Raw genomic sequence first — 22,667 nt, forward strand, 5'->3', positions numbered from 1 at the left:
CAGGGTATTTGGCCCCGCGTTCGACAAGCAAGTTCATAAAAAATGAATGTAAACTAATGTTAATGGGTTTTAAGTGTGGTTTTCGTCTCGGGCGTAATTTTGCGATGGTGAGTTGCATGGCGCTGAAACCCGCCCACCATCTGGCAGAACTATTCTTGTGAGGCTTGGGTGAGCTTTGCCAGCTTCGCGGCAACGTTCTCTGGCCGTAAATGAACATACCGGGCGAGCAATCTAAAATCTTGGTGGCCTGACACGAGGGCGACCTCTGGAACGCTTAAGCCCAGTTCGATCAGTGTCGAGACTCCTTCATGACGCAGATCGTGAAATCGAAAATTCTTGATTCCGCTTTCTTGCATCAGCCTACGCCAGCCTTTTCGCAACCCGCGTTCACTGATCCCGAAGACGCGATGTTCTTGGTTTATTGCTGCGCGTTTCCGCAACACGGCGCTCGCTCTAGGGCTCAACGGGATCGTTCTCGGACACCCGTTCTTCGTGATGGGTATGTGTAGCGTCTGGTTTTTGAAATCGATATGCTTCCATTGTGCGTTTAGTATCTCACCTTTTCTCATTGCTGTCTCAACAGCAAACTGTATTATGTCGCTGTAAAGTTCAGACTTCTCTTTCCTGCAAGCTTTGTCTAACGATTGTCTTTCTTCCGCTGTAAGTCTCCGGTCGCGAGCATCCCTTACGGATGGCTTTCTGACCTTCGCGAAAACGTTAGTTGGAATTGGGTAGCCCCAGTCTCTACTCGCGATTCCGACGCAGTGAGAGAGCAAGGCTAGTTCCTTCACGATTGTCGAAGGCTTCACGACTTTCAGCCTTTGATCCCGGAACTCCGCGACAACGCCCTCTGTGAGGTTCGTTAGGCTGTAGGCGGATATTGGGTTCTTTCGTATCAGTCGAATTCGAGAAATTTCCTGCCGTCGTCCGCGTTTAGTCGGGGAAATTTCGCGGCCATACCGTTCCAAAATCTCGCCGAGGGTTAGCCTTTCTAGCGCCTTGACGTTCGTTGGTAGGCCGCGCGTCTCAACCTCGGACTCGCTCACTCTTGCCCATCGTTGCGCGTCACTTTTTATCGTAAAGGTTCGTGACAGGATTGGGTTGCCCTTCACGCGAATCTGAGCCTGCCACCGACCGCTTTCGAGTTTCCTGATCGTCGCCATTTGGTCCCCATTGCGCTGGATTTACGCTGGACCCTTCAAGGCGATAATTTCTGGACGGTGAGCGAGACGGCCTGACAAACGTTAAACCGTTGATCTACAATCCGTTTCCATTTGAGTAAGGGTTACCCCTCACTTCCTTACCGTTCATCAAACCGGTGGATCGATCATCCGCAGGAACTCGCGGGATGAGAAGGTGGTGGAGGTGGCGTGCGTCGCCGAAGCTCCGTCCATCGCGATCCCCTGGCTGCCTCGCTGCGCGGCCCGGACCGAGACCCCGCCGGGACGCGGCCGGATTACCACAAGCTCAGAAAGACTTCAAAGATCTTTCCAAGTTCAACTTAAGGGTGCACGTGTATTCGACACAACAGCGTCCGGTTGGCAGATGATGTCGAGACTTCTTTCGAGTATTCCATTCAAAATACAGTCGTCACTCCGGAGCCCGGATCTCAGCGGCGGTCGCCCGCCGCGAGGCGCCGCTCGATGAAGCCGGCATAGCGCGCCATGCCGAAGCAGACCGCGAAATAGACCAGGGCCGCGAAGGCGTAGGCGGTGACCGGCACGGAGGGGGCCGACCAGCGCGGGTCGGCGCGGGCCGCCTCCAGCGCCCGGATGAAGTCGCTGATGCCGACGATCGAGACCAGCGTGGTGTCCTTGAACAGGCCGATCAGGGTGTTGACGATGCCGGGCACCACCACCTTGAGGGCCTGGGGCAGCACCACGAAGGCGAGCACCTGCGGGCGGGTGAGGCCGAGGGCGGCGGCGGCCTCCTCCTGGCCCCGCGGCACCGCCTGGAGGCCGCCGCGCACCACCTCGGCCATGTAGGCGGAGGCGAAGAGCGCGATGCCCACGAGGGGGCGCACGAGGCGGTCCACCGTGAGGTCGCCGGGCAGGAACAGGGGCAGCATCACGTTGGCCATGAACAGCACCGTGATGAGCGGCACCCCGCGCCAGAACTCGATGAAGCCGGTGCAGAGGAGGCGCAGCACCGTGAGCTCCGAGCGGCGCCCCAGGGCCAGCAGGATGCCGAGCGGCAGCGCCGCGACGATGCCCACGAGGGAGACCACGATGGTGACGAGGAAGCCGCCCCAGCGCCCCGTCGGCACGGGATCGAGGCCGAGCGCCGGCATCCCGGCGAGCAGCCCGTAGGCCGCGAGCGGCAGGAGCAGGAAGGCGAAGACGGCGCCGAGGCCGCGGCGGGGTGAGCCGGGCCAGAGCATCCAGGCGAGGGCGAGGGCGCTCAGGGCGAAGAACAGGTTCGGCCGCCAGCGCTCGGCGACCGGATAGGAGCCGTAGGTGAGATAGCCGATCTTCTCGCCGATGAAGGCCCAGCAGGCGCCGACCGGCCGGCCGACGATCTCGGGGCGGCAGGCGGCGCCGGAATCCCCAGTCCAGACCGCGTCGAGGACGAGGAAGCGCAGGGCCGCCGGCACCAGCCAGGCCAGGAGGGCGAGGATCGCCAGGCTCGTGAGCCCGTTGCCGAGGCTCGAGAACAGGTTGCGGCGCATCCAGGCGACCGGACCGGCCACGGCCCGCGGCGGCGGGGATGGCGGGATCAGCGCGGTCCGCACGCGGCTCATCGGCGCCCCACCGCGACGATGCGGGCATTGTAGCGGTTCATCGCGGCCGCCGTGGCGAGGCTGATCGCGAGGTAGACCGCCATCGTGATGGTCACCGCCTCCATCGCCTGGTTCGTCTGGTTGAGCACCGTGCCCATCATCACGTGGACGAGGTCCGGATAGCCGATCAGCACCGCCAGGGACGAGTTCTTGGTGAGGTTGAGGTACTGGCTCGTCAGCGGCGGCAGGATCACCCGGAGCGCTTGCGGCACCACGACGAGGCGCAGCGCCTTGGCGCGGCTCAGGCCGAGCGCGGTGGCGGCCTCCCCCTGGCCCCGGGGCACGCTGGCGATGCCGGCCCGCACGATCTCGGCGATGAAGGCCGCCGTGTAGGTGGAGAGCCCGGCGAGCAGGGCCGTGAACTCGGGCTGGAGCGCGAGCCCGCCCTCGATGTCGAAGGGGCCGCGCGCCGGGAAGGCGACCGGCACCGGGCGCCCCGCGAGCGCGAGGCCGATCCAGGCCAGGGCCGGCAGCCCGAGGCTGAGGGCGAGGCCCGGCCACAGCAGCGGCAGCCCCCGCCCCGTCCGGGCGGCCCGCGCGCGGGAGACGCCGCGCAGCGCGAGGCTCAGGCCGAGGCCGAGCCCGAAGGCGCCCGGCACCAGGGCGCCCCATTCCGAGAAATCGGGCCGCGGCAGGAACAGGCCGCGCTGGGTCAGGAAGATGGCCTCGCGCCAGGCGGCCGGATCACGGGGCTCCGGCAGGGCCACCCGCACCGCCACGTACCAGACGAGGAGCTGCAGCAGCAGCGGCACGTTGCGGAAGAGCTCGACATAGGCCCGCGCCAGCCCGCGCAGGATCAGGTTCGGGGAGAACCGGGCGAGGCCGATGCCGAACCCGATCACGCTCGCCAGGACGATGCCGAGCCCGGAGACCAGGAGCGTGTTGAGGAGCCCGACCAGGGCGGCCCGCCCGTAGCTCGCGGTGGCGGCCGCGTAGGGGATCAGGCTCTGGCTGATGTCGAAGCCGGCCGCGCGGTCGAGGAAGCCGAAGCCCGCGACGATCCCCTGGCGCGCGAGCTTGTCGGCCGCGTTCGTCGCCGCCCCGTAGGCGAGCGCCAGGAGGCCGGCGACGAGCAGCGCCTGGAGCGCCAGCCCGCCCCAGGCGCGGCCGGGATCCTGTCGCCGCGCCGGCTCCTCCGGCGCCCGTGCCCGCCCCGCCCTCACCGGATCGGCGGCCCGTATTGCAGGCCCCCCTGGTTCCAGAGGGCGTTGAGGCCGCGCGGGATCTTCAGGGGCGTGTCCGCCCCGAGATTGCGGGCATAGACCTCGCCGTAATTGCCGACGTGCCGGATGATCCGGTAGGCCCAATCGTTCGTCAGCCCCAGCGCCTCGCCGTACTTGCCCTCGAGCCCGAGGATGCGGCGGATGTCGGGGCTGAGCGCCTCCCGGCGCATCGCCTCGACATTGCCCTGGCCGATCCCGGCCTCCTCGGCATCCAGCATGGCGTAGTGGGTCCAGGCCACGATGTCGCGCCATTGGTCGTCGCCCTGGCGCACCACGGGGGAGAACGGCTCCTTCGAGATCGTCTCGGGCAGGACCGTGTGGGCGTCGGGCTCGGCCATCTTCAGGCGCTCGCCGTAGAGGGAGGATTTGTCGGTCGAGTAGGCGTCGCAGCGCCCCGAATCGTAGGCGCGGCCGGTCTCCTCGGCGGTGGCGAAGGCGACCACCTTGTAGGCGAGGCCGTGGGTGCGGAACCAGTCGGCGAGGTTCAGCTCCGTGGTGGTGCCCTGCTGCAGGCAGATGGTGGCCCGGTCGAGCCCCTCCACATGGGCGATGCCCCGGTCCTTGCGCACCAGGAAGCCCTGCCCGTCATAGAAGTTGATGGCCGGGAAGTTCAGCTTGGCGCTGGTGTCGCGGGCGAGCGTCCAGGTGGTGTTGCGGGCGAGCACGTCGATCTCGCCCGATTGCAGCGCCGTGAAGCGGGCGGGCGCGGCCAGCGGCACGAAGCGCACCTTGCCCGGGTCGTCGAAGATCGCGGAAGCCAGCGCCCGGCAGAAATCGATGTCGAGCCCGCGCCACTCGCCCTTCGCGTCCGGCACCCCGAATCCGGCGACCCCCGGGCTCGATCCGCAATTGAGGTAGCCCCGCGCCTTGATCTCGCCGAGGAGCCCCTCGGCCCGGGCGGGGGCGGCCAAGGCGAGCAGGCAGGTGGCGAGCAGGCAGGCGACGATGAAGGATGCGGCGAAGAGGCACGCCGCCCTGCCGGCCCGTTGCCCCGCCCGGGCCGGCGGCGTCGCTGTGTCCGGGTACGGGGTCATCCGTCGGTCGGCTCCGGGCGCGGGGGGTGAAATCCCGAGACAATCGTCCGGCGCCATTGCGCGCGGCGGGCGCGCCGGTCAAGGCCTGTCCCGGAGAACCGGCCGCGCCCTTGACCTCGGGGCGGGGGCCGGGCTTCCGTCGCGGGACCACCCGCCCTCACCTGCCCCGAGCCCGCATGTCCAAATCCCCGCCCCGCGATCCCGGCCGCTTCGGCGAAGCCACCCGCCTCGTCCATGCGGGGCGCGACCCCTCGGCCCAGCACGGCTTCGTCAACACCCCGATCTATCGCGGCTCGACGGTGCTCTACCCCACCTACGACGACATCCAGCACCGGCGCGGGCGCTACAATTACGGCACCTCGGCCACCCCGACCATGGATGCGCTGACCGAGGCCTGGACGCAGATCGCGGGGGCCGCCGGCACCGTGGTGACGCCCTCCGGCCTCTCGGCGCTGACGGTCGCCCTGATGGCGAGCGTGTCGGCGGGCGACCACCTGCTGGTCAGCGATTCGGCCTACCGCCCCACCCGCCAGTTCTGCGACGGGGTGCTGTCGCGCTTCGGCGTCGCGGTGACCTATTACGACCCGACGATCGGGGCCGGCCTCGCGGAGCTGATGCAGGCCAACACCCGGGCGGTGCTGGTCGAGGCGCCGGGCTCGCAGAGCTTCGAGATGCAGGACGTGCCGGCCATCGCCGAGGTGGTGCACGCGCGCGGCGGCATCGTGATCATGGACAACACCTGGGCGACGCCGCTGCTGTTCCCGCCCCACGCGCGCGGCGTCGACATCGCGGTGGAGGCCGGCACCAAGTATCTCAGCGGCGGCTCGGACCTGCTGATCGGCCTCACCTCGGCCAACGCGAAGCACTTCCCGGCGGTGCGCCGCACCTTCGACCACTTCGCCATGTGCGCCGGCCCGGAGGACATCTTCCTGGCGCTGCGGGGCCTGCGCACCATGTCGCTGCGCCTGCGCGAGCACGGCCGCCAGGGCCTCGAGATGGCGCGCTGGCTGCAGGCGCGCCCGGAGGTGCTGCGGGTGCTGCATCCGGGCCTGCCCGAGGATCCCGGCCACGCGATCTGGCGCCGCGACTTCTCGGGCGCCTCGGGCCTGTTCGGCGTCATCCTGAAGCCGGTGCCGGAGGCGGCGGTCGCGGCCCTGCTCGACGGGCTCGAGCTCTTCGGGATGGGCTTCTCCTGGGGCGGCTTCGAGAGCCTCGTCATCCCCTTCGACTGCAGGCCCTACCGCACGGCGACGGCCTGGGCCCCGGGCGGGCCGGCTCTGCGCTTCCATATCGGCCTCGAGGACACGGCCGACCTGAAGGCGGATCTGGAGGCCGGGTTCGCGCGGCTGCGGGCGGCCGCCGGCTGAGGCCGGGCCCGCCCCTCAGGGCGCGAGCCAGGTCCGCCCCTCAGGGCGCGAGCCAGGTCGGCCCTTCACGGCGCGAGCCAGGTCCGCCCTTCACGGCGCGAGCCATGTGCCCGACCAGCCCCCGGCCCCGCGCGTCCAGCCGGCGCGACGATGCCCGCGGCGGTCGAGATAGAGGAAGTCGAGGCGCTCGGCGCGCAGGCGGAGCGCGCAGAAGTTCGGGCGGCCGAGGACGAGGGCCGCCTCGGGGTCGGGCTGGGCGTAGGCGCCGCCCCGCGCCAGCGCCGTGCCGGGGGCGGGCGTGATGGCGTAGCAGACGCGGCTCATGGGCTGGCTCGCGGCCCAGGCCGCCTCGGCCACGTCATCCTCCGCGTGGAGCGAGGCCCGGCCCTCGATGCGGATCTGCACCTTGCTCTCGGGATCGTAGGCGTGGAGCGCGCAAGGGGCCCGCGCCAGCACCTCCCGGGCCTTGTCCGAGCGCCGGTCGCAATGGATCCGCAGGAGCGCGGCCTCGGGATCGGCCGCGCGCAGAACCACGGTGCGCACCCGCGGCCGGCCATCCTCCCCGAGCGTGGCGAGGCTCGGGGTGTGGAAGGCGGAGCGCCCCCGCGCCACCCCGTCGGCGAGGAGCCGCCACAGCTCGGCCCAGGCGGCGGCGAGGTCGTCGTGGAAGGGGGGCAGGGGCGCGCGGGCGTCGAGGCTCATGCGGCCAGGCTCGCAGGCAAGCTCTGCCCAATCAAGTTCTGGCCGATCAAGTGGTGCCCGATCAAGCGCCGCCGTCGGGGGCCGCGCGCTCCGCTCCGCCGGCGGCGCCACCCCGCGGCCGGCGGCGGCGCTCGCGGAAGATCAGCGCGAGGTTGCGCAGGTAGATGCCCGTGGAGAGCCCCTGCCCGATGATGATCACGGGCTCGCGCCGGACGAGCCCGTAGACCAGCGTCATCAGCCCGCCCGCGATCGACAGGAACCAGAACGAGAGCGGCATCACGCTCTTGCCCGCCCGCTCGCTCGCGATCCATTGCAGGATGAAGCGCGAGCCGAAGATGAGCTGCGCCAGGATGCCGAAGACCAGCCAGAAATCGAAGCGCGTCACGAACACGTCGTAGACGTAGCCGCGCAGGTGGTCCGAGATCTCGATCAGCACGGCGTCTCCTCCCGGCCCGCCACCTCCGTCACGGACGGGGTCGGCCGCTTGCGGCGGATCAGCCACCAGACCCCCGCAAGGTCGAGGAGCCCGACCCAGAGGCGGTCGAACAGGCCGTAATTCGAGCGGCCGGTGTGGCGGGGCCGGTCGACCACGTCGCGGTGGACGACGCCGTAACCCTCGCGGGCGACGAGGGCCGGCATGAAGCGGTGGAGCGCGTCGAAATAGGGCAGCGCCCGGTAGACCGCGCGGCGGAACACCTTGAGGCCGCAGCCGGTGTCGCGGGTGGAATCCCGCAGGATGCGCCCCCGCACCCCATTGGCGATGCGCGATTGCAGCATCTTGAAGGGCCCGTCCTTGCGGCCGATGCGCTGGCCCTGCGCCAGGCCGATCGCGGGGCCGCCCTGCTCCAGGGCCGCCACGAGGGCGGGGAGGAAGGCGGGGTCGTTCTGGCCGTCGCCGTCGAGGGTCGCGACGATCGGCGCGCGCGCCGCCGCGACCCCGCTGCGCACCGCCGCGCTCTGGCCGGCGCTCCGGGCGTGGCGCAGCACCCGCAGCCAGGGCCGGCCTGCGCGGGCGGCCTCGAGGGCGGCGGGCGTCGCGTCGGTGGAGCCGTCATCGACGTAGATCACCTCGAAGGGCGCGAGGGCGGCGCAGGCGCGGCCGATCTCGGTGACGAGGCTCTCGATGTTGCCGGCCTCGTTGCGCACCGGCACCACCACGGTGAGGCGGGTCGGCGGGCCCGCCGGATCCGAGTCCGCTGCGGCCACCGAGGCGGTCACCGATGCCGTCATGGGTTCACCCCGTAGGCCGTGAGGTCGACCCGCCGGCCGCCATTGATGTTGAAGCCCGAGACCTGCCCGACGACGTTCGGCGGGAGGTCCGCTCTCTGGGCGGCGGCCGCGAAATCGGGGGCGAACCGGCCCTCGACGAAGACGAGGCGGCAGCCGCCGGCGCGCAGGAACGCGACCGCCTCCGCGCCGGAATTCAGCATGGCGAGGTCGGTGCCGATCAGGAAGACGAGGCTCGGCTCGCGGTAGCCGAGGCTCGCGACCCGCGGATGCGGGCAGGCGAGGCCGTCGCGGATCGCGGCGAGGCGCGGCGAGACCTTGAGGGCGGGCAACGCCGGCTGCACCAGCCCGAACACCGCCGGCGAGACCAGGGCGGAGGCGACGATGGCCAGGACGAGGGCGCGCTCGGCCGCCCCCCGGGCGAAGGCCGCGACGGACAGGCCCGCGAGCCCGGCGGCGCCGGCGAGCAGCGGCAGCCCGGCCCAGGGCAGGGCCCGGTCGAGCTGCCAGCCCGCGAAGGAGAGGCCGGCCATCAGCCCGACCGGGATCAGCACGACGAGGAGCGCCACCGCCACAGCGCCGCGCCGGGCCGGATCGACGCCGCCGCGCCCGACCGGATCGACGCCGCCGCGCCCGACCGGATCGACGCCGCCGCGCGCCGCCGCCATCGCGGTTAGGATCGCCAAAGCCGGCATCAGGGGCAGGACGTAATGCGGCAGCTTCGTCGGCACCGCCTCGAACACGATCCAGGCGGGCACGATCCAGGCGAGCAGGAAGGCGACCGCGTCGGTGCCCCGCTGGCGCCAGCAGAAGGGCAGGCTGAGGGCCGCGAAGGCCGCGCCCGGCCAGAAGGTCGCGAAGAAGACGAGCAGATAGGTGCCGGGCGGCGCCCAGTGCTTCTCCTTGGCGCCCCCGACCTTGCCGAGCATGTCCTGGCCGACCGCCTCGCCGAAGAAGGCGCCGCCGCTCTTCCACGCGATGGCGAGGAACCAGGGCGCCACCAGGACGAGGACCAGGGCGAGGCCGAGCCCGGGGCGCAGCGCCAGGAGCCAGCGCCCGGAGCGGGCGCGCAGGGAGAGGGGGATCCCCGCGAGCCCGACGAAGAGCGGCACCATCGGGCCCTTGACCAGGATGCCGAGCGCCAGTCCGAGCCAGAAGGCCAGGACCGTCGCGAGGGGGAGCCGCGGATCGGCCCGCCCGAGCCAGGCGCGGGCGAGCGCCCCCATGGCGGCGACCGAGCAGGCGGTGAGCACCGCGTCGGTCTTGGCGAGGCGCGCCTCGGCCGAGAGCATCAGGCAGGCCCCGAACAGGGCGGCGGCCAGCAGCGCCCCCCGGCGCGGCAGGAAGGCGAGCGCCGCCCAATAGGCCAGCAGCACGGCCGCGACCGCGCCCGCCAGCGAGGGCAGCCGGTAGAGGGCGATCCGGCTGCGGGCCTGCGGCACGCCGAGCGCCTCGCCCAGGGCGACGCTGGCGCTCTGGAGCCAGTAGATCCCCACCGGCTTCTTGTGCCGGGCCTCCCCCTGGAAGCGGATATCGACGAGATCGCCCGTCTCCAGCATCTGCTTGGAGGCCTGGGCGAAGCGCGGCTCGTCCCGGTCCATGGGCTGGAGGGACGCGATCCCGGGCAGGAAGCAGACGAGGCCGAGGACGAGAAGGAGCGCGCAGGCGCGGGCATGGCTCGCGGAGGCCGCCGCGAGGAGGCGGTCGATCCAGGCGGAGGCGTGGCCCGGAGCGACCCGGCCGGCGGAGAGGCTCGTCATGGCGTTAGGCGGCCGTGCGGGCGTTCATGACGGCATTCCTGGACGGCTTCGGACCGGCCGTCGGGCCCCGGAGCGGGATGCGAGGACGAGACGCCGGAGAGGTCGGGGCCGCGGCCGGCCGTGTCGATGATTGGGCCGGGAAAGTCAAATGGCGGGGGGGTCCCCTCATCCGCGCGCGCTCATCTTCGGTGCTGCTCCCGGCGTGCCGCAAGGGCGGTCCAAGGACGATCCAAGGACGATCCAAGAGCGGTCCAAGAGGCGGGTCCGGGCCGTCGTGCGGATGGGGGCGCTCCGGGCGCGCGTTGGATCGGCGGCGCGGGCGCGCTACGGTGGCGCCAGGGAGACAAACGCCATGAACGCCCGCACCGACGCCGCCCCAGAGGCAAACCGCGACACCATCTACGACCGGGACCTCGACCGGAACCCGGCCAATTACCAGCCGCTGACGCCGCTGAGCTATCTCGACCGGGCGGCGCGGGTCTTCCCCGACCGGGTCGCGGTGATCCACGGGCCGCTCCGGCGCTCCTACGCCGAGCTCTACGCCCGCTGCCGCCGCCTCGCCTCGGCGCTCGCGGCGCGCGGCATCGGGCGCGGCGACACGGTGGCGGTGCTCCTCGCCAACACGCCCGAGATGATCGAGTGCCATTACGGGGTGCCGATGACGGGCGCCGTGCTCAACACCCTCAACACCCGCCTCGATGCCGGGGCGCTGGCCTTCTGCCTCGAACACGGCGAGGCCAAGGTGCTGATCACCGACCGGGAATTCGCCAAGGTCGCGGGTCCGGCCCTGGAACGGGCCGGGGTCAGCCCCCTGGTGATCGACGTGGACGATCCCGAATATGCCGGCGAGGGCGGCCTCCTCGGCAGCCTCGGCTACGAGGCCCTGCTCGCCGAGGGCGACCCCGACCACGACTGGGCCATGCCGGGCGACGAGTGGGACGCGATCTCCCTCAACTACACCTCGGGCACCACGGGCGACCCGAAGGGCGTCGTCTACCATCACCGGGGCGCGGCGCTCCTCTCGCTCGGCAACGTCATCACGGGCGCGCTCGGGGGCCACCCCGTCTATCTCTGGACGCTGCCGATGTTCCACTGCAACGGCTGGTGCTTCCCCTGGACCCTGTCGGTGGTGGCGGGCACCCATGTCTGCCTGCGGCAGGTGCGGGCGGGGGCCATGTACCGGGCGCTCAGCGAGCACGGCGTGACGCATCTGTGCGGCGCCCCCATCGTGATGCAGCTCCTCCTCAACGCCCCCGAATCCGAGCGCCGCCCCCTGCCCCGCCGGGTCGCCTTCCTGACGGCGGCCGCGCCTCCGCCGCAGGCGGTGCTCGCCGCCATGGGCGAGGCCGGCTTCGACGTGACCCATCTCTACGGCCTGACCGAGACCTACGGCCCGGCGGTGGTCAATGCCTGGCACCCGGAATGGGACGACCTGCCGGCGGACGCGCGGGCCGCCAGGATGGCGCGCCAGGGCGTGCGCTACCCCGTCCTCGAGGGCTTCGACGTGCGCGACCCCGAGACCCTGGATTCCGTGCCGGCGGACGGGGAGACCCTGGGCGAGGCGATGTTCCGCGGCAACGTGGTGATGCGGGGCTACCTCAAGAACCCGGCGGCGACGCAGGCCGCCTTCGCGGGGGGCTGGTTCCGCTCCGGCGACCTCGGGGTGAAGCATCCCGACGGCTACATCCAGCTGAAGGACCGCTCGAAGGACATCATCATCTCGGGGGGCGAGAACATCTCGTCGATCGAGGTCGAGGACGCCCTGTTCCGCCACGCCGCCGTGTCGGCGGCGGCGGTGGTGGCCCGGCCCGACGCGAAATGGGGCGAGACCCCGGTGGCCTTCGTCGAGCTCAAGCCCGGCCAGAGCGTCGCGGCCGACGCCCTCATCGCCTGGTGCCGCGAGCGCCTCGCCCCCTACAAGCTGCCCCGCGCGATCATCTTCGGCGAATTGCCCAAGACCTCGACCGGCAAGGTGCAGAAATTCGTCCTGCGCGAGCGGGCGAAGGCGGAGGCCGGGGAGCCGGGCAAGGACGGCTAGCCCGCGCCTCGCCCGCGGGGACCAGGCGGAGACCGGGCGCCCCCTGCCCTCAACGCTCGGGCGCCGCGCGAGGCCGCGTCGCCGCGGCGCGCGAGGCCTCCGCCAGCTCGGCGAAGCGGTGATCGGCCCGGCGCAGCCGCCGACAGAGCTCGCGGTTGATGTTCTGCATCACCATCGCGTAGGCGTGGATGTCGGCCTTGTAATACGCGTACAGGTTCCGGGCCGTGAGCTCGTAGAGCGCGACCGGGCCCTCCGCCACGAGGGTGGCGGACCGGTGCTGCACGTCGATGAGCGTCATCTCGCCGAAGAAATCGCCGGGCCCGAGGCGGTTGAGATCGATCACGCTCCCCGCATCGCCGCGCTTGCGCACCGCGAGCGCCCCGGCGTGAACGATGTACATCGAGCGCCCCGGCTCGCCTTCCGCCACGACCGTGGCGCCCGCCTCGAAGCGGCGCTCCACCAGCATCGCGACCAGGAGGTCGAGGCTTTCGGCCGAGAGGCCGCCGAAGAACGGGGTCTCGATCAGGAACGCCTTGAGCTCGGGCGAACTGGCAGCCATCAGCCTACGCTCCCGGAACGCGACCGCGGCGCATCTTTGGGCCCTCCCGGCCCATCCGCAACAGGTTTTTCGCGGCGGGCGCCGGGGCTTGCCCCCTAGCCGACCCCGAGCTGGCGGGCCACGCGCACGATCGCGGAGGGGCGGTAGGGCTTCATCACCAGGACGCTCGCGCTCACCTGCCGGGGCGCCTCGGCGCTGTAGCCCGTGACGTAGATCACCGGCAGGGCCGGGTTCCGGGCGCGGGCGCGCTCGGCGAGGTCCCAGCCGTCGAGGCGGCCGGGCAGGCGGATGTCGGTGAACAGGAGGTCGATCCCGGTCCCGGCCCCGAGGATCCCGTCCGCCTCCTCGGCGCTCGCCGCGCAGAGCACGCGGAACCCCGCATCCGTCAGCTCGGCCGCCACCACGTCGAGGAGCATGGCCTCGTCCTCGACCACCAGGATTGTCGGCCCGGCCGCCGCCCGGGCGGGTCCGGAGGTCTCCCGCATCGCGTCCCCGCTCCCCATCACGCGGCACCGCCCGCGAGCGCGAGGTTCGGCTGCCAGGTTCGCGCCGCCTCCGCCGCCGGCGCGGGGAGCCGCGCCGGGAAGCAGAGCCGCACGACGGTGCCCCCGGAGGGCCCGATCACGATGGCGGCGGCCCCGCCCGATTGCTCGGCGAAGCCGAAGACCTGGCTGAGGCCGAGGCCCGTGCCCTGGCCGAGGGGCTTCGTGGTGAAGAACGGCTCGAAGGCGCGCGCCGCCACCTCGGGCGACATGCCGGCCCCGGTATCGCCGACCTCGACCGCGACGCCGCCGGCCGCCCCGCCCGCGAGGCTCCCCTCCTCCGGCCGCAGGCGGCGCGTCGCCAGGGTGAGGACGCCGCCCCCCGGCATGGCGTCGCGGGCGTTGACCGCGAGGTTGAGGATCGCGTTCTCGAACTGGTTCACGTCGAGATGGACCCGCGGCAGGTCCGGCGCGAGGGCGAGGCGCAGGCGGATCTGCGCCCCGATCGTGCCCCGCAGCAGCTCCGCGAAGGCCTCGATCCGGGCGTTGAGGTCGGTCTCCTCCGGCGAGAGGGGATGCTTGCGGGCGAAGGCCAGGAGCTTGTGGGTGACGGATGCCGCGCGCTCCGCCCCCGTCATGGCGTCGCGCACGGGTTCGAGGAGGCGGCTGCCCGCCGGCAGGCCCCGCTCCACCCGCTCGAGATTGGCCAGGACGACGTTGAGGAAGTTGTTGAAGTCGTGGGCGACGCCCCCCGTGAGCTGGCCGATCGATTCCATCTTCTGGGACTGGCGCAGCAGCGCCTCGGTGCGCTGGCGCTCGGCATTGGCCTGCTCGAGGGCCGCGAGCGCCGCGTCGCGCTCGGCCACCCGGGCCTCGAGCTGGGCGTTGGCCTGGCTCAGCTGGCGGGGCGAGGGCAGCGCCAGGGCCCGCGGCATCAGCTGCCAGAGGGCGATGGCGGTGGCCACCGAGGCGAGGGCCGTCACGGCCTTGATCAGGGCCTCGGCCCCGTAATCGGGCACCCAGAGGGTCCAGATCGCGAACAGGTGGGTGGTGCCGCAGGCCAGGATGAAGACCGCGAAGGACCAGAACATCCAGCCGTACACGACGTCGCGCCGGCGCCAGACGAAGTAGGCGAGCGCGCCCGGAATCGTGAAATACGCGAAGGCGATCAGCGCATCGGAGATGACGTGGGTCCAGATCAGCTCCGGGCGCCACAGCAAACAGATGCCGTGGGGCGCGAGGGAATCGGATTCCCAGAGACGTCGCAGGAAATCGAGCATAGGCCTCCGCTCCTGGCTCGGCACCATAGCGTACATTGAGGACTATCGGCGGTTCCTTTGCAATGCAGGCCCTGCCGAGATCTGACCGGGCGCGCGGGAATCCGATGTCCCGGGCGTGACGCCCCGGAGCCCAGCGCGCCGATACGCCGGCAGGCGGCGAAAACCTGCGGCGAAACTCTGCGGCGAAACTCTGCCGTGACGATCAGGCCGGCCCGGGTCGGGGACGGTCAAGCCGCGTGCGGGCCGAGCCAGTCTGGGGGCGGGTTCAGGCTCGGCCCGCCGGCCGCGCCGGCCCGCGCTGGGAGCGGATGGCCACGGCAAGGCCAGCATCGGGCCCGCGTTTTTCTGGATGATTGCTGACTTGGCCGAACCACCCGGCCGAACCACCCGGCCACTCCCCCTTTCGCGCCGGGCCCTAAGCCGTTTGAGGCCCTGGATCGCGGGGCCCCGCGGGATTTCAATGGGGGCCGGACCCGTGAGGCGTCGCCGGCTTCCCGGGGACCGGGTCCGGCGGCGCGGGAGCGGGAGCTTCGCTCACCCGCGCCGCCGGACCGCGCGGCACGGATCCGCCTCCCCCGCCACGAGACCGCCGATCCCGCCGCCTCCGCGCGGGCGCCGCGAACCGGACGCCGCTTTTCTCGCGCCGAGATGGTAACGGGCGTGCAGATCCCCCGCCACGCCACCGCGACGCCCCCTCATGCTGACCACCGCCCTCCTCTCGGCGCCCTGGGTGGCGCCCCTCGTCCGGGCCGTCACGACCGGCCTCATCGTCGTGCTGGCCTCCGCCGTCGCGGAAGCCGCCGGGCCGTTCTGGGGGGCGCTCGTGATCAGCCTGCCGGTGACGGCGGGGCCCGCCTACGTCTTCATGGCCCTGGAGCACGATGCGGGCTTCATCGCCGGGGCGGCGCTCAACGGCTTCGCGGCCAATGCGGCGACGGGGGCGTTCCTGATCGTCTATGCCCGGCGCGGGCCCAGGGGCTCGCTGCCCGGCGCCTTCGGGGCCGCCCTGGCGACCTGGCTGGTCTCGGCCCTCGCCATCGCGCAGCTGGCCTGGACGCCGCTGACGGCCTTCCTGCTGAACGGCGCCGTCTACGGGGCGGGGCTCGTCCTGTGCCGGGCCCGGGTGCGGCCGAGCTACGCCCCGAGCCCCGTGGCCCGGCGGCGCTGGCTCGATCTTCTGGTCCGGGCCGTCGCCGTCGCCCTGTTCGTCACGGGCGTGCTCGCGGTGAGCGCGGTGCTCAGCCCGGCCCGGACGGGGGTGATCGCGGCCTTCCCGATGGCCCTCAGCTGCACCATCGTGATCCTGCATCCCCGCGTCGGCGGGGCCGCCACGGCCCATCTCGCCAGCACGGCGATCCGGGGCGTGTTCGGCTTCGGCCTGACGCTCCTGACCCTGCATCTCCTGGCGGAGAGCCGGGGCGTCGCGACGGGCCTGGTCTCGGCACTCCTCGTCTCCCTCGCCTGGTCGGCGGGATTGCTCGGGGTGCAGCGGCTGCGGATGCGGCGCCCGCCGGCGGGCTGGTAAGCGGAGCGATGCTTGGGCCGATCCGCGCAGCGATGCTTGGCCCGATCAGCGGAGCGATGAGCGGGCCTCACGGCGCGGCCGCCGCCCGCTCGCTCCGGAGCGCCGCGAGGCAGCGGTCGAGGTCGGCCTCGTGCGCGAAGAAGCCTCGTGCGCGAAGAGGCCTCGTTCGCGAAGAGGCCTCGTGCGCGAAGACATGCGGGCTGAGAGGCAAGGCCCCGAGCCGCTCGCCGACGAAGACGCCCCGCGCCCGCAGCCGCGCGACGCGCCCCTCCGGGATCCCGCCGGGCCAGCGCAGGCCGAGGATGTGGGGCGCGCGGCCGGCGCGCGGCGCCATCCCGAGCGCCGCGGCCCCCTCGGCGAGGCGGTCGGTGAGGGCGCGCAGGCGCGCCGCCACCGCGGGCACGCCCCAGCCGGCGATGAGTTCCAGCGGGGGGATCCGGGCGGGCCGAGGGGATCGCCAGGATGGCGGCCGGGATCAGGCGGCGTGCGAACACGCGCCGGGCAGGATAGACCGGGATGCCGGCTTGCGGGGAGGCGCGGGCAGGCGGCAAGGCAAGAGCGGCAAGGCAAGCGCGGCAAGAGGAGCGCGGCAAGGGGAGCGCTGCCGGGGCGGGCGCGCGGACCATCGCGGCAGCGGGGGGGGGCATCATGGAGCTCAAATGGCTCGAGGACTTCGCCAGCCTCGCCCGGACCGGCAGCTTCTCGCGCTCCGCCGAGGAGCGGCACGTCACCCAATCCGCCTTCAGCCGCCGCATCCGGGCCCTCGAGACCTGGCTCGGCGTCGCCCTGATCGACCGCAGCACCTACCCGACCACCCTGACGGCGGCGGGGCGGGATTTTCGCGAGACGGCCGAGGAGGCCGCCCGGATGCTCCATGCCGGCCGCGCCGCCCTCCGGGCGAGCGCGGGCCCGGGCCGGCAGACGGTCGCGGTGGCGGCGCTCCACACCCTCGCCCTCACGGTCTTCCCGGGCTGGTTCCGGGAGATCCAGGCGCGGACCGGCCCCCTCGGCAGCCGGCTGCTGCCCGACGACTTCCACACCTGCCTCCAGGCCCTGGCCGAGGGCGGCTACGATTTCCTGCTCACCTTCGCGCATCCGAGCGTGCCGATCCTGCTCGACCCCGGCGCCTTCCCGCACCGGGTGATCGGGCGCGACAGCCTGGTCGCGGTCCGGCCCGCCGGGCTGCCCGGCGCGGCGCCCCTGCCCCGGCTCGGCTACCCGCCGGCCTCCTTCCTCGGCCGGGTCGTCGCCGCGCAGGCGGAGGGACCCGGGGACCCGCCGGGGGATGCCCCCGTGGGCCTCGCCCATGTCAACGAGAACGCCATGGCGGAGGCGCTGAAGTTCATGGTCCTCGAAGGGCACGGCTCGGCCTGGCTGCCCCGCAGCCTCGTGGCGCGGGAGCTGTCCGAGGGCCGCCTCGTGGCCACGGGCGGGGAGACCGCCCTCGCGGTGCGCCTCTACCGCAATGCCGGGCATCGCCGCGGCGCCGTGGCGGCCCTCTGGGAGGCGGCGTGTGCCCTCGCGGCGACGGCGGATGCCGTCGCGGGGACGGCGGATGCCCTCGCGGCGGAGACGGACGCCCCCGCGGCGGAGACGGATGGGGTCCGAGGCCGGACGGACGGGCCTTGAGCGTCCGCGCCGCGCCGGATCCGGCGCCCCGTGCGCGCAGGACGATTCTCGGGCAGAGCCCCGGGGGTGCAACGCCGGGAGATGCGCCATGCTGGATACGGACGTGATCACCTGCTCGGTGGCGCGGGATGCGCGGGCGCTCTACGCGCTGCTCTGGCGGCCCGAGAGCTTCGCGCACTGGGCCTCGGGCCTCGGCGGCGCCCTCGCGCGCGACGACCGGGGCTGGACGGCGCAGGGTCCGGAGGGCCCCGTCCGGATCACGTTCACGCCGCACAACGCCTTCGGGGTGATGGATCACCGGGTCGATCTCGGGGGCGGGCGCGTCGCCTGCGTGCCCCTGCGGATCGTCCCGAACCAGGCGGGCAGCACGGTGATGCTGACCCTGTTCCGGCAGCCCGGCACGAGCCCCGCGCGTTTCGCCGCGGATGCCGCCTGGGTCCGGCGCGACCTCGCATCCCTCAAGGCCTTCGCGGAGGGCGCGCTGGCGCCCTGACCGCGCCGGCGCCGATCGTCAAGGCCGCCGTCCCGCCTGCCTGGCCCGCCTGCCTTGGCCCGCCGCAAATCCGTCCGCGGTCCGGCCCATCCGCGAAACGCCCCCGCATCCGAGGCGATGCGGAATCGGACTGGGCCGGACCGAGACGGCATTGGCCGCCCGCCCCCGCACCCGGCACCCTCGCGGGCGACAGGAGAGGCGCGATGCTCGGTGTTCTCGGCGGGATGGGTCCGATGGCGACGGTGGATTTCATGGGCAAGGTGGTGCGCAACACCCCGGCGGCCCGCGACCAGGAGCACATCCCGATGATCGTGAGCTCGGCCGTCCGGATCCCGGACCGGACGGAGGCGATCCTGGGCCGGGGGCCCGATCCCGTCCCGGCCCTGCGCGCGGCCCTGCGCCAGCTCGAGGCCGCGGGGGCGACCCGCATCGCGATCCCGTGCAACACCGCCCATCACTGGCACGGGGCCCTCCAGGCCGGGACGGCCCTGCCGATCCTCCACATCGTGGACGCGGTGGCGGCCGTCCTGCTCGCGCCGGGGACGCGCCCCGGGCCAGTCGGCCTCCTGGCGACGCGCGGCACCCTGGCGGCCGGCCTCTATCCCGAGCGCCTCGCCCGCCACGGGCTCGCCTGCCGGGTGCCGGACGCGGCCGGGCAGGAGGCGGTGACGCGGGCGGTGCGGCTGGTGAAGGCCGGGGCGGTCGCGGAGGCGGCTGGGCTCCTGCGCGCCGAGGCCGCGGCGCTGGCGGCGGCGGGCTGCGCGCAGGTGGTGATGGCCTGCACCGAGATCCCGATCGCCCTCGCGGCCCCCGAGGACAGGTGCCGCTGGTCCCTGGTGGATGCCACCGAGGCGCTGGCCAGGGCCTGCGTGGCGGCCTTCTGGCCGGGCCGAAGCCCGGTGCCGGGCCGAAGCCCGGTGCCGGGCCTGAACCCGGTGCCGGGCCTGAACCCGGTGCCGGCCTTGAGCCCGGCGGTCCGGGGATGCGGGGCTGGCTCCGGGCCCTACCGGTCCGCCAGGGCGTAGACCGCGTCCCCCATGCGGCGGACCGGGCCGCCGGGGCCGGAGCGCTTCCACAGGCGGGTGTTGAGGGCCGCCACCGGGTCCTGGCCCGGCAGGGTGAAGCCCTGGGCGGCGAGCCGCTCCAGGATCTCGCCCGCATGGAGCGGCCGGCCGGCCGCCTCCAGCACGCCGATGGCCGCCTCGATCACCGCCCGGCCGTAGCGGCGGGCCGCGACGGGGTCGTCCTCGAAGGCCACGGGTGGGACCGGAAGCTGCGAGACCGGGATCTGCGAGACCTGGAATTGGGGGCCCGGGGATTGCGGGGCCGGCCCAGCCGCGCCCGGGCTCGGGCGCAGGGGCGCGGGCGCCGCCCAGGGCTGCGGCGGAAGCGCCGCCTCGCCCGGCGCCGGATGGGGCCGCGGCCCGGACCCGGAGAGCGGGGGCCTTGCGGGCGGATCGTCCGCTGGATCGGGCCTGGGCTCCGGGGCGGCCCCGAGCCTGGGTTCCCCGAGGCGCCGGCCGAGCTCGCGGTAGAGGGTGAGATCGGCGATCTCGCGGTCGAGGGCCTCGCGGCGCCGGCGCAGGGCGGCGAGGCGCGCCTCGATCTCGGCTTCCGACGGGAACATGCGGCCTCCGGAGCTTTATTCCTTGGGCCTCAAGGAATACCCGATCCTAGCGCTTCGTTCCCTCCGGCGGAAGGGTTTTGTATTCCCTCTGGAACCTTGGATTTGTTCATATGAATCCCGCGGAATTCCCCTGTGAACCCGCGGGATCGTGCATGAAGTGTTCAGCGGGCCGCGGCCCGTTTTCCCTCGCGTTTTCCCTGCCGCGGCGGCACCAGCAGCGCCCCGGGATCGGCGGGCTGCAGGGTCATGCCGTTGTCGTCGAGGGCGACCGGGAGCTTCGGAAACACCTCGGCGAGGTGGGCGAGATCGGCCTTGAAGGCCTGCCGGAAGCTGCGGATATTGCCGTTCTCGGCGCCGAACTGCCCGTGGAGGTTGTCCCAGGTGAGGCGCAGGGGCCGCTGCAGCGCCCGCAGGCGGTAGCCGATCCAGAACAGGAGGTCGAGCTTGCGGGCCGAGCCCGAGAAGGCCCGGGCCGCCCGGATGTCCACCGGCAGGGCGTGGCGGATCAGGTTGTCGTAGAAATCCTGGTGGAACTGCACGGTCTTCGACCAGACGAGCCCCTCGGCGCCGTTGCCGCGCCAGAGGTCGAGGCTGCGGAAGGGCGGCACGTTGAGGGTGCTGGCCTTCGATTCCCCGTCCCAGAGGCCGATCTGCATGGTGCAGGCGGCGAGCCGGTTCAATTGCTCCTTGAACTGCCGGATGGTGCCGCGCTCGCCCCCCGTGACCGCGAAGCCCATCTCCCGCATGAAGCCCGAGAGGCTGTCGGCGACCGCGATGGTGGGGCTGCGCTGGCGCACGGCCTCGGTGCAGAGGTGCAGGAGCACCAGGCGGGCCTTGGGGCCGTAGGGCAGGCCCTGCGCCTCCATCTCGCCCGTGACGGGGCTCTTGAGGCGGCCTGCGAGGAGGCTGAGGGTGTTGCGCCCGTATTCGCGGAAGAACTCCCGGGTGTCGCCCGGATCCCGGTAGGGCAGGCCGCAGAGGGCCAGGACCGAGTGGATGTGCTGCAGGTTCTCCGGGGCCGTCGGCTCGTTCTCGATGACCTCCCGGATCGCGTCGCGGCGGCGCTGGTCGCGGCCCATGCCGGCCCGGCGGTCGGCCACGGCGCCTTGCGCCGCCCGCTCCGCGTCCCGCGCGCGCTGCCGGTGCAGGATGTGCTCGACGATGGCCCCGAACAGGAAGCCGCCGCGCGCCGCCTCGACCTCCGCCAGGAGGTCGGCGTCGTGGATGCCGGCCAGTCTGTCCTCGATCCCCATGCCTCGATCCTCAAGCCTCAACCCTCGTGCCTCGGTCCGCGAAGACCTGGCCCGTCGGATTCCGGGGCGGCGCCGAGGTCTCCCCTCGGGTCCCGAATGCCGCGCGCGCTCCCGCAACCGCCGGTGGTCGATCCGCCGACCGATCCTCTTGGCACGATTCGGCCCCCCGGAGTCTCGGGGACCCCGGGCCCCGGCCGGGCTTATCCCGGCAATCCCCGCTTCCCGGCCCCGGATTTCCTCAGGATTCGCCGAAGGGACGAACGGGCGGTGAGGCGGGCGCCGGCCCGCGGCCCGCACGCAGAGTTCGATACGCCCCCGCCTCCCCGGATCCCCGGCTTCCCGGCCCACGCAGAGTTCGATACGCCCCCGTCCGGGTCGTTATCCCCATTCTGCACCGCGCGAGGGCGCGATCGCGCGCCGAATCCCATGCAACCCCACGCCGAATCCCATGCGCCACCCCGGCAAACCGGCGCAGAGTTCGATACGGTCTCACGCAGAGTTGCATGCGGGATTGCGCAGAGTCGGATGCGCGAACAGGCCCTATCCTCTTAGCCACACTGGGGTTTTCCGCACCCCATATAACTTGCTGAACTGACTCTCTGAGAATCCCTTCTGATATCTTTCCTATGACGTCGGAGGAGCGTTCGCTTTGCAGAACCATCCGTCACCCCCCCCCCTTTTCCAATTGGAATACAGGGAATAAGAGCCACTTCTCCCCAGCCCCTCCCCCAAAACGCGCCGTGCCATCCCGATCCGGGCGCGGTAAACGCGAGGCGGATCGGGGCGCTCTGCCACCGCATCCTCAGAGAGACGGCATGGCCTCACCCGCGTCCGAACCCCCGATCGCGATGCTCCTGCGCCTGATGGCGCAATTGCGCGACCCGGAACGCGGCTGTGCCTGGGATGTCGCGCAGGACTTCGCGAGCATCGTTCCCTACACGCTGGAAGAGGCCTACGAGGTCGCCGACGCGATCGAGCGGGGCGACCTCGGCGATCTCAGGGAAGAACTCGGCGACCTCCTGCTCCAAGTCGTCTTCCACGCCCGGATGGCTGAGGAGCGCGGAGCTTTCGGGTTCGACGACGTGGTGCGCGCGATCGCCCAGAAGCTGATCCGCCGGCATCCGCACGTCTTCGACGCGCGCGGACAGCTGCTCGACGAGGCGGCGCGGCCACGTGATCCGGCGGAGATCGCGGCACTCTGGGAGACCATCAAGTCGAGCGAGCGTCGCGCGCGGGCGGCGCAGCGCGGGGAGGGGGCGGTCGACCCGCTCGGCGGAATCGCGCAGGCCTTGCCGGCGCTGTCGCGGGCCGAGAAGATCTCCCGGAAGGCCGCGTCCTACGGTTTCGACTGGCCGAACGCGCGCGAGGTCATCGCCAAAGTCCGCGAAGAGACCGACGAAGTCGTGGACGCACTCGAATCCGGGGATTCGGCGGCCCTCGCCGAGGAGATCGGCGACCTTCTGTTCTCGGTCGCGAATCTCGCCCGCCACGCGGGCATTGATCCGGAACTGGCCTTGCGCCGCGGCAACACCAAGTTCGAGCGCCGTTTCGCCGCCATGGCCGAACGGCTTCAGGCGGCCGGAGGCGATCTGGCCTGCAGCGACCTCGCGGCGATGGAAGCGGCCTGGGCCGCCGTGAAGCGAGACGAGCGGTCCGCGTGAGGCGCGCCCGGCATCAGTTCTTGCGGGC

At 72.2% G+C, this 22,667-nt stretch carries 21 protein-coding genes; 7 read left to right on the top strand and 14 right to left on the bottom strand.

Features of this window, described 5'->3' with window-relative positions; genetic code table 11:
• Positions 1 to 149 precede the first annotated feature (149 nt).
• The 4 genes from F6X53_RS16345 to F6X53_RS16360 form a co-directional block, all read right to left on the bottom strand.
• Positions 150 to 1,046, bottom strand: coding sequence for a site-specific integrase (locus tag F6X53_RS16345; protein ID WP_191970866.1), 897 nt, complete (start codon positions 1,044 to 1,046; stop codon positions 150 to 152).
• A 563-nt stretch (positions 1,047 to 1,609) separates the two neighbouring features.
• Positions 1,610 to 2,740 carry an amino acid ABC transporter permease gene (locus tag F6X53_RS16350; RefSeq protein ID WP_151001273.1) on the bottom strand — a complete coding sequence of 377 codons (1,131 nt, stop codon included), beginning with the start codon at positions 2,738 to 2,740 and terminating at the stop codon, positions 1,610 to 1,612.
• Positions 2,737 to 3,942, bottom strand: a complete 1,206-nt coding sequence (locus F6X53_RS16355) for an amino acid ABC transporter permease (RefSeq protein ID WP_151001274.1) — start codon at positions 3,940 to 3,942, stop codon at positions 2,737 to 2,739. Before F6X53_RS16355 ends, F6X53_RS16350 begins: the two co-directional genes overlap by 4 nt.
• Positions 3,939 to 5,036, bottom strand: coding sequence for an amino acid ABC transporter substrate-binding protein (locus F6X53_RS16360; protein ID WP_151001275.1), 1,098 nt, complete (start codon positions 5,034 to 5,036; stop codon positions 3,939 to 3,941). Before F6X53_RS16360 ends, F6X53_RS16355 begins: the two co-directional genes overlap by 4 nt.
• 176 nt (positions 5,037 to 5,212) lie before the next feature.
• Here F6X53_RS16360 and metC point away from each other — a divergent pair, with 176 nt between their 5' ends.
• Positions 5,213 to 6,403: a cystathionine beta-lyase gene (metC, locus tag F6X53_RS16365; protein ID WP_151001276.1), complete on the top strand. Its 1,191-nt coding sequence runs from the start codon at positions 5,213 to 5,215 to the stop codon at positions 6,401 to 6,403.
• Between the two features lie 90 nt (positions 6,404 to 6,493).
• Here the strand turns inward: metC and F6X53_RS16370 are convergent, their stop codons facing one another.
• The 4 genes from F6X53_RS16370 to F6X53_RS16385 all read right to left on the bottom strand — a co-directional run bounded on the left by F6X53_RS16370 (position 6,494) and on the right by F6X53_RS16385 (position 10,092).
• Positions 6,494 to 7,105: a pyridoxamine 5'-phosphate oxidase family protein gene (locus F6X53_RS16370; protein ID WP_151001277.1), complete on the bottom strand. Its 612-nt coding sequence runs from the start codon at positions 7,103 to 7,105 to the stop codon at positions 6,494 to 6,496.
• 61 nt (positions 7,106 to 7,166) lie between these two features.
• Positions 7,167 to 7,541 (bottom strand): lipid-A-disaccharide synthase N-terminal domain-containing protein, encoded by a 375-nt coding sequence (locus F6X53_RS16375; protein ID WP_151001278.1) that lies wholly within the window; start codon positions 7,539 to 7,541, stop codon positions 7,167 to 7,169.
• Entirely contained in the window at positions 7,535 to 8,335 is an 801-nt protein-coding gene (locus tag F6X53_RS16380) for a glycosyltransferase family 2 protein (protein WP_151001279.1), read from the bottom strand. The genes F6X53_RS16375 and F6X53_RS16380 overlap by 7 nt, the downstream gene beginning before the upstream one ends.
• Positions 8,332 to 10,092, bottom strand: a complete 1,761-nt coding sequence (locus F6X53_RS16385) for an ArnT family glycosyltransferase (RefSeq protein ID WP_151001280.1) — start codon at positions 10,090 to 10,092, stop codon at positions 8,332 to 8,334. Before F6X53_RS16385 ends, F6X53_RS16380 begins: the two co-directional genes overlap by 4 nt.
• Before the next feature lie 352 nt (positions 10,093 to 10,444).
• Between F6X53_RS16385 and F6X53_RS16390 the strand changes: the two genes are divergently transcribed.
• Complete coding sequence (locus F6X53_RS16390; protein ID WP_151001281.1) at positions 10,445 to 12,130, top strand: acyl-CoA synthetase; 1,686 nt, start codon at positions 10,445 to 10,447, stop codon at positions 12,128 to 12,130.
• A 49-nt stretch (positions 12,131 to 12,179) separates the two neighbouring features.
• Here the strand turns inward: F6X53_RS16390 and F6X53_RS16395 are convergent, their stop codons facing one another.
• The 3 genes from F6X53_RS16395 to F6X53_RS16405 form a co-directional block, all read right to left on the bottom strand.
• Entirely contained in the window at positions 12,180 to 12,689 is a 510-nt protein-coding gene (locus tag F6X53_RS16395; protein ID WP_151001282.1) for a cyclic nucleotide-binding domain-containing protein, read from the bottom strand.
• A gap of 95 nt (positions 12,690 to 12,784) precedes the next feature.
• Positions 12,785 to 13,174, bottom strand: coding sequence for a response regulator (locus tag F6X53_RS16400; RefSeq protein WP_151001283.1), 390 nt, complete (start codon positions 13,172 to 13,174; stop codon positions 12,785 to 12,787).
• 17 nt (positions 13,175 to 13,191) lie between these two features.
• Positions 13,192 to 14,451: an ATP-binding protein gene (locus tag F6X53_RS16405; protein ID WP_151001284.1), complete on the bottom strand. Its 1,260-nt coding sequence runs from the start codon at positions 14,449 to 14,451 to the stop codon at positions 13,192 to 13,194.
• A gap of 697 nt (positions 14,452 to 15,148) precedes the next feature.
• On the opposite strand from F6X53_RS16405, the gene F6X53_RS16410 reads away from it, so the two are divergent.
• Positions 15,149 to 15,976 (top strand): hypothetical protein, encoded by an 828-nt coding sequence (locus F6X53_RS16410; RefSeq protein WP_151001285.1) that lies wholly within the window; start codon positions 15,149 to 15,151, stop codon positions 15,974 to 15,976.
• A gap of 67 nt (positions 15,977 to 16,043) precedes the next feature.
• Here F6X53_RS16410 and F6X53_RS16415 read toward each other — a convergent pair whose 3' ends face one another.
• Complete coding sequence (locus F6X53_RS16415) at positions 16,044 to 16,379, bottom strand: hypothetical protein (protein WP_151001286.1); 336 nt, start codon at positions 16,377 to 16,379, stop codon at positions 16,044 to 16,046.
• 245 nt (positions 16,380 to 16,624) lie between these two features.
• Between F6X53_RS16415 and F6X53_RS16420 the strand changes: the two genes are divergently transcribed.
• The 3 genes from F6X53_RS16420 (at position 16,625) to cuyB (ending at position 19,123) form a co-directional block, all read left to right on the top strand.
• A complete protein-coding gene (locus tag F6X53_RS16420) occupies positions 16,625 to 17,605 on the top strand; it encodes a LysR family transcriptional regulator (RefSeq protein WP_151001287.1) in 981 nt (326 codons plus the stop codon).
• A gap of 88 nt (positions 17,606 to 17,693) precedes the next feature.
• The gene (locus F6X53_RS16425) at positions 17,694 to 18,098 is read left to right on the top strand and encodes a polyketide cyclase (protein WP_151001288.1); all 405 of its coding nucleotides are present in this window, start codon (positions 17,694 to 17,696) and stop codon (positions 18,096 to 18,098) included.
• 203 nt (positions 18,099 to 18,301) lie between these two features.
• Positions 18,302 to 19,123: a cysteate racemase gene (gene cuyB / locus F6X53_RS16430; RefSeq protein ID WP_151001289.1), complete on the top strand. Its 822-nt coding sequence runs from the start codon at positions 18,302 to 18,304 to the stop codon at positions 19,121 to 19,123.
• Here cuyB and F6X53_RS16435 read toward each other — a convergent pair.
• Positions 19,102 to 19,725, bottom strand: a complete 624-nt coding sequence (locus F6X53_RS16435) for a winged helix-turn-helix domain-containing protein (protein WP_151001290.1) — start codon at positions 19,723 to 19,725, stop codon at positions 19,102 to 19,104. The genes cuyB and F6X53_RS16435 overlap by 22 nt on opposite strands.
• A 161-nt stretch (positions 19,726 to 19,886) precedes the next feature.
• Positions 19,887 to 20,978: a replication protein RepA gene (locus F6X53_RS16440; protein WP_151001291.1), complete on the bottom strand. Its 1,092-nt coding sequence runs from the start codon at positions 20,976 to 20,978 to the stop codon at positions 19,887 to 19,889.
• A gap of 815 nt (positions 20,979 to 21,793) precedes the next feature.
• Between F6X53_RS16440 and mazG the strand changes: the two genes are divergently transcribed.
• Positions 21,794 to 22,639, top strand: a complete 846-nt coding sequence (gene mazG / locus F6X53_RS16445; RefSeq protein ID WP_151001292.1) for a nucleoside triphosphate pyrophosphohydrolase — start codon at positions 21,794 to 21,796, stop codon at positions 22,637 to 22,639.
• Positions 22,640 to 22,667: the final 28 nt, after the last annotated feature.

Source organism: Methylobacterium soli (genome assembly GCF_008806385.1).
Taxonomy (GTDB): Bacteria; Pseudomonadota; Alphaproteobacteria; order Rhizobiales; family Beijerinckiaceae; genus Methylobacterium; species Methylobacterium soli.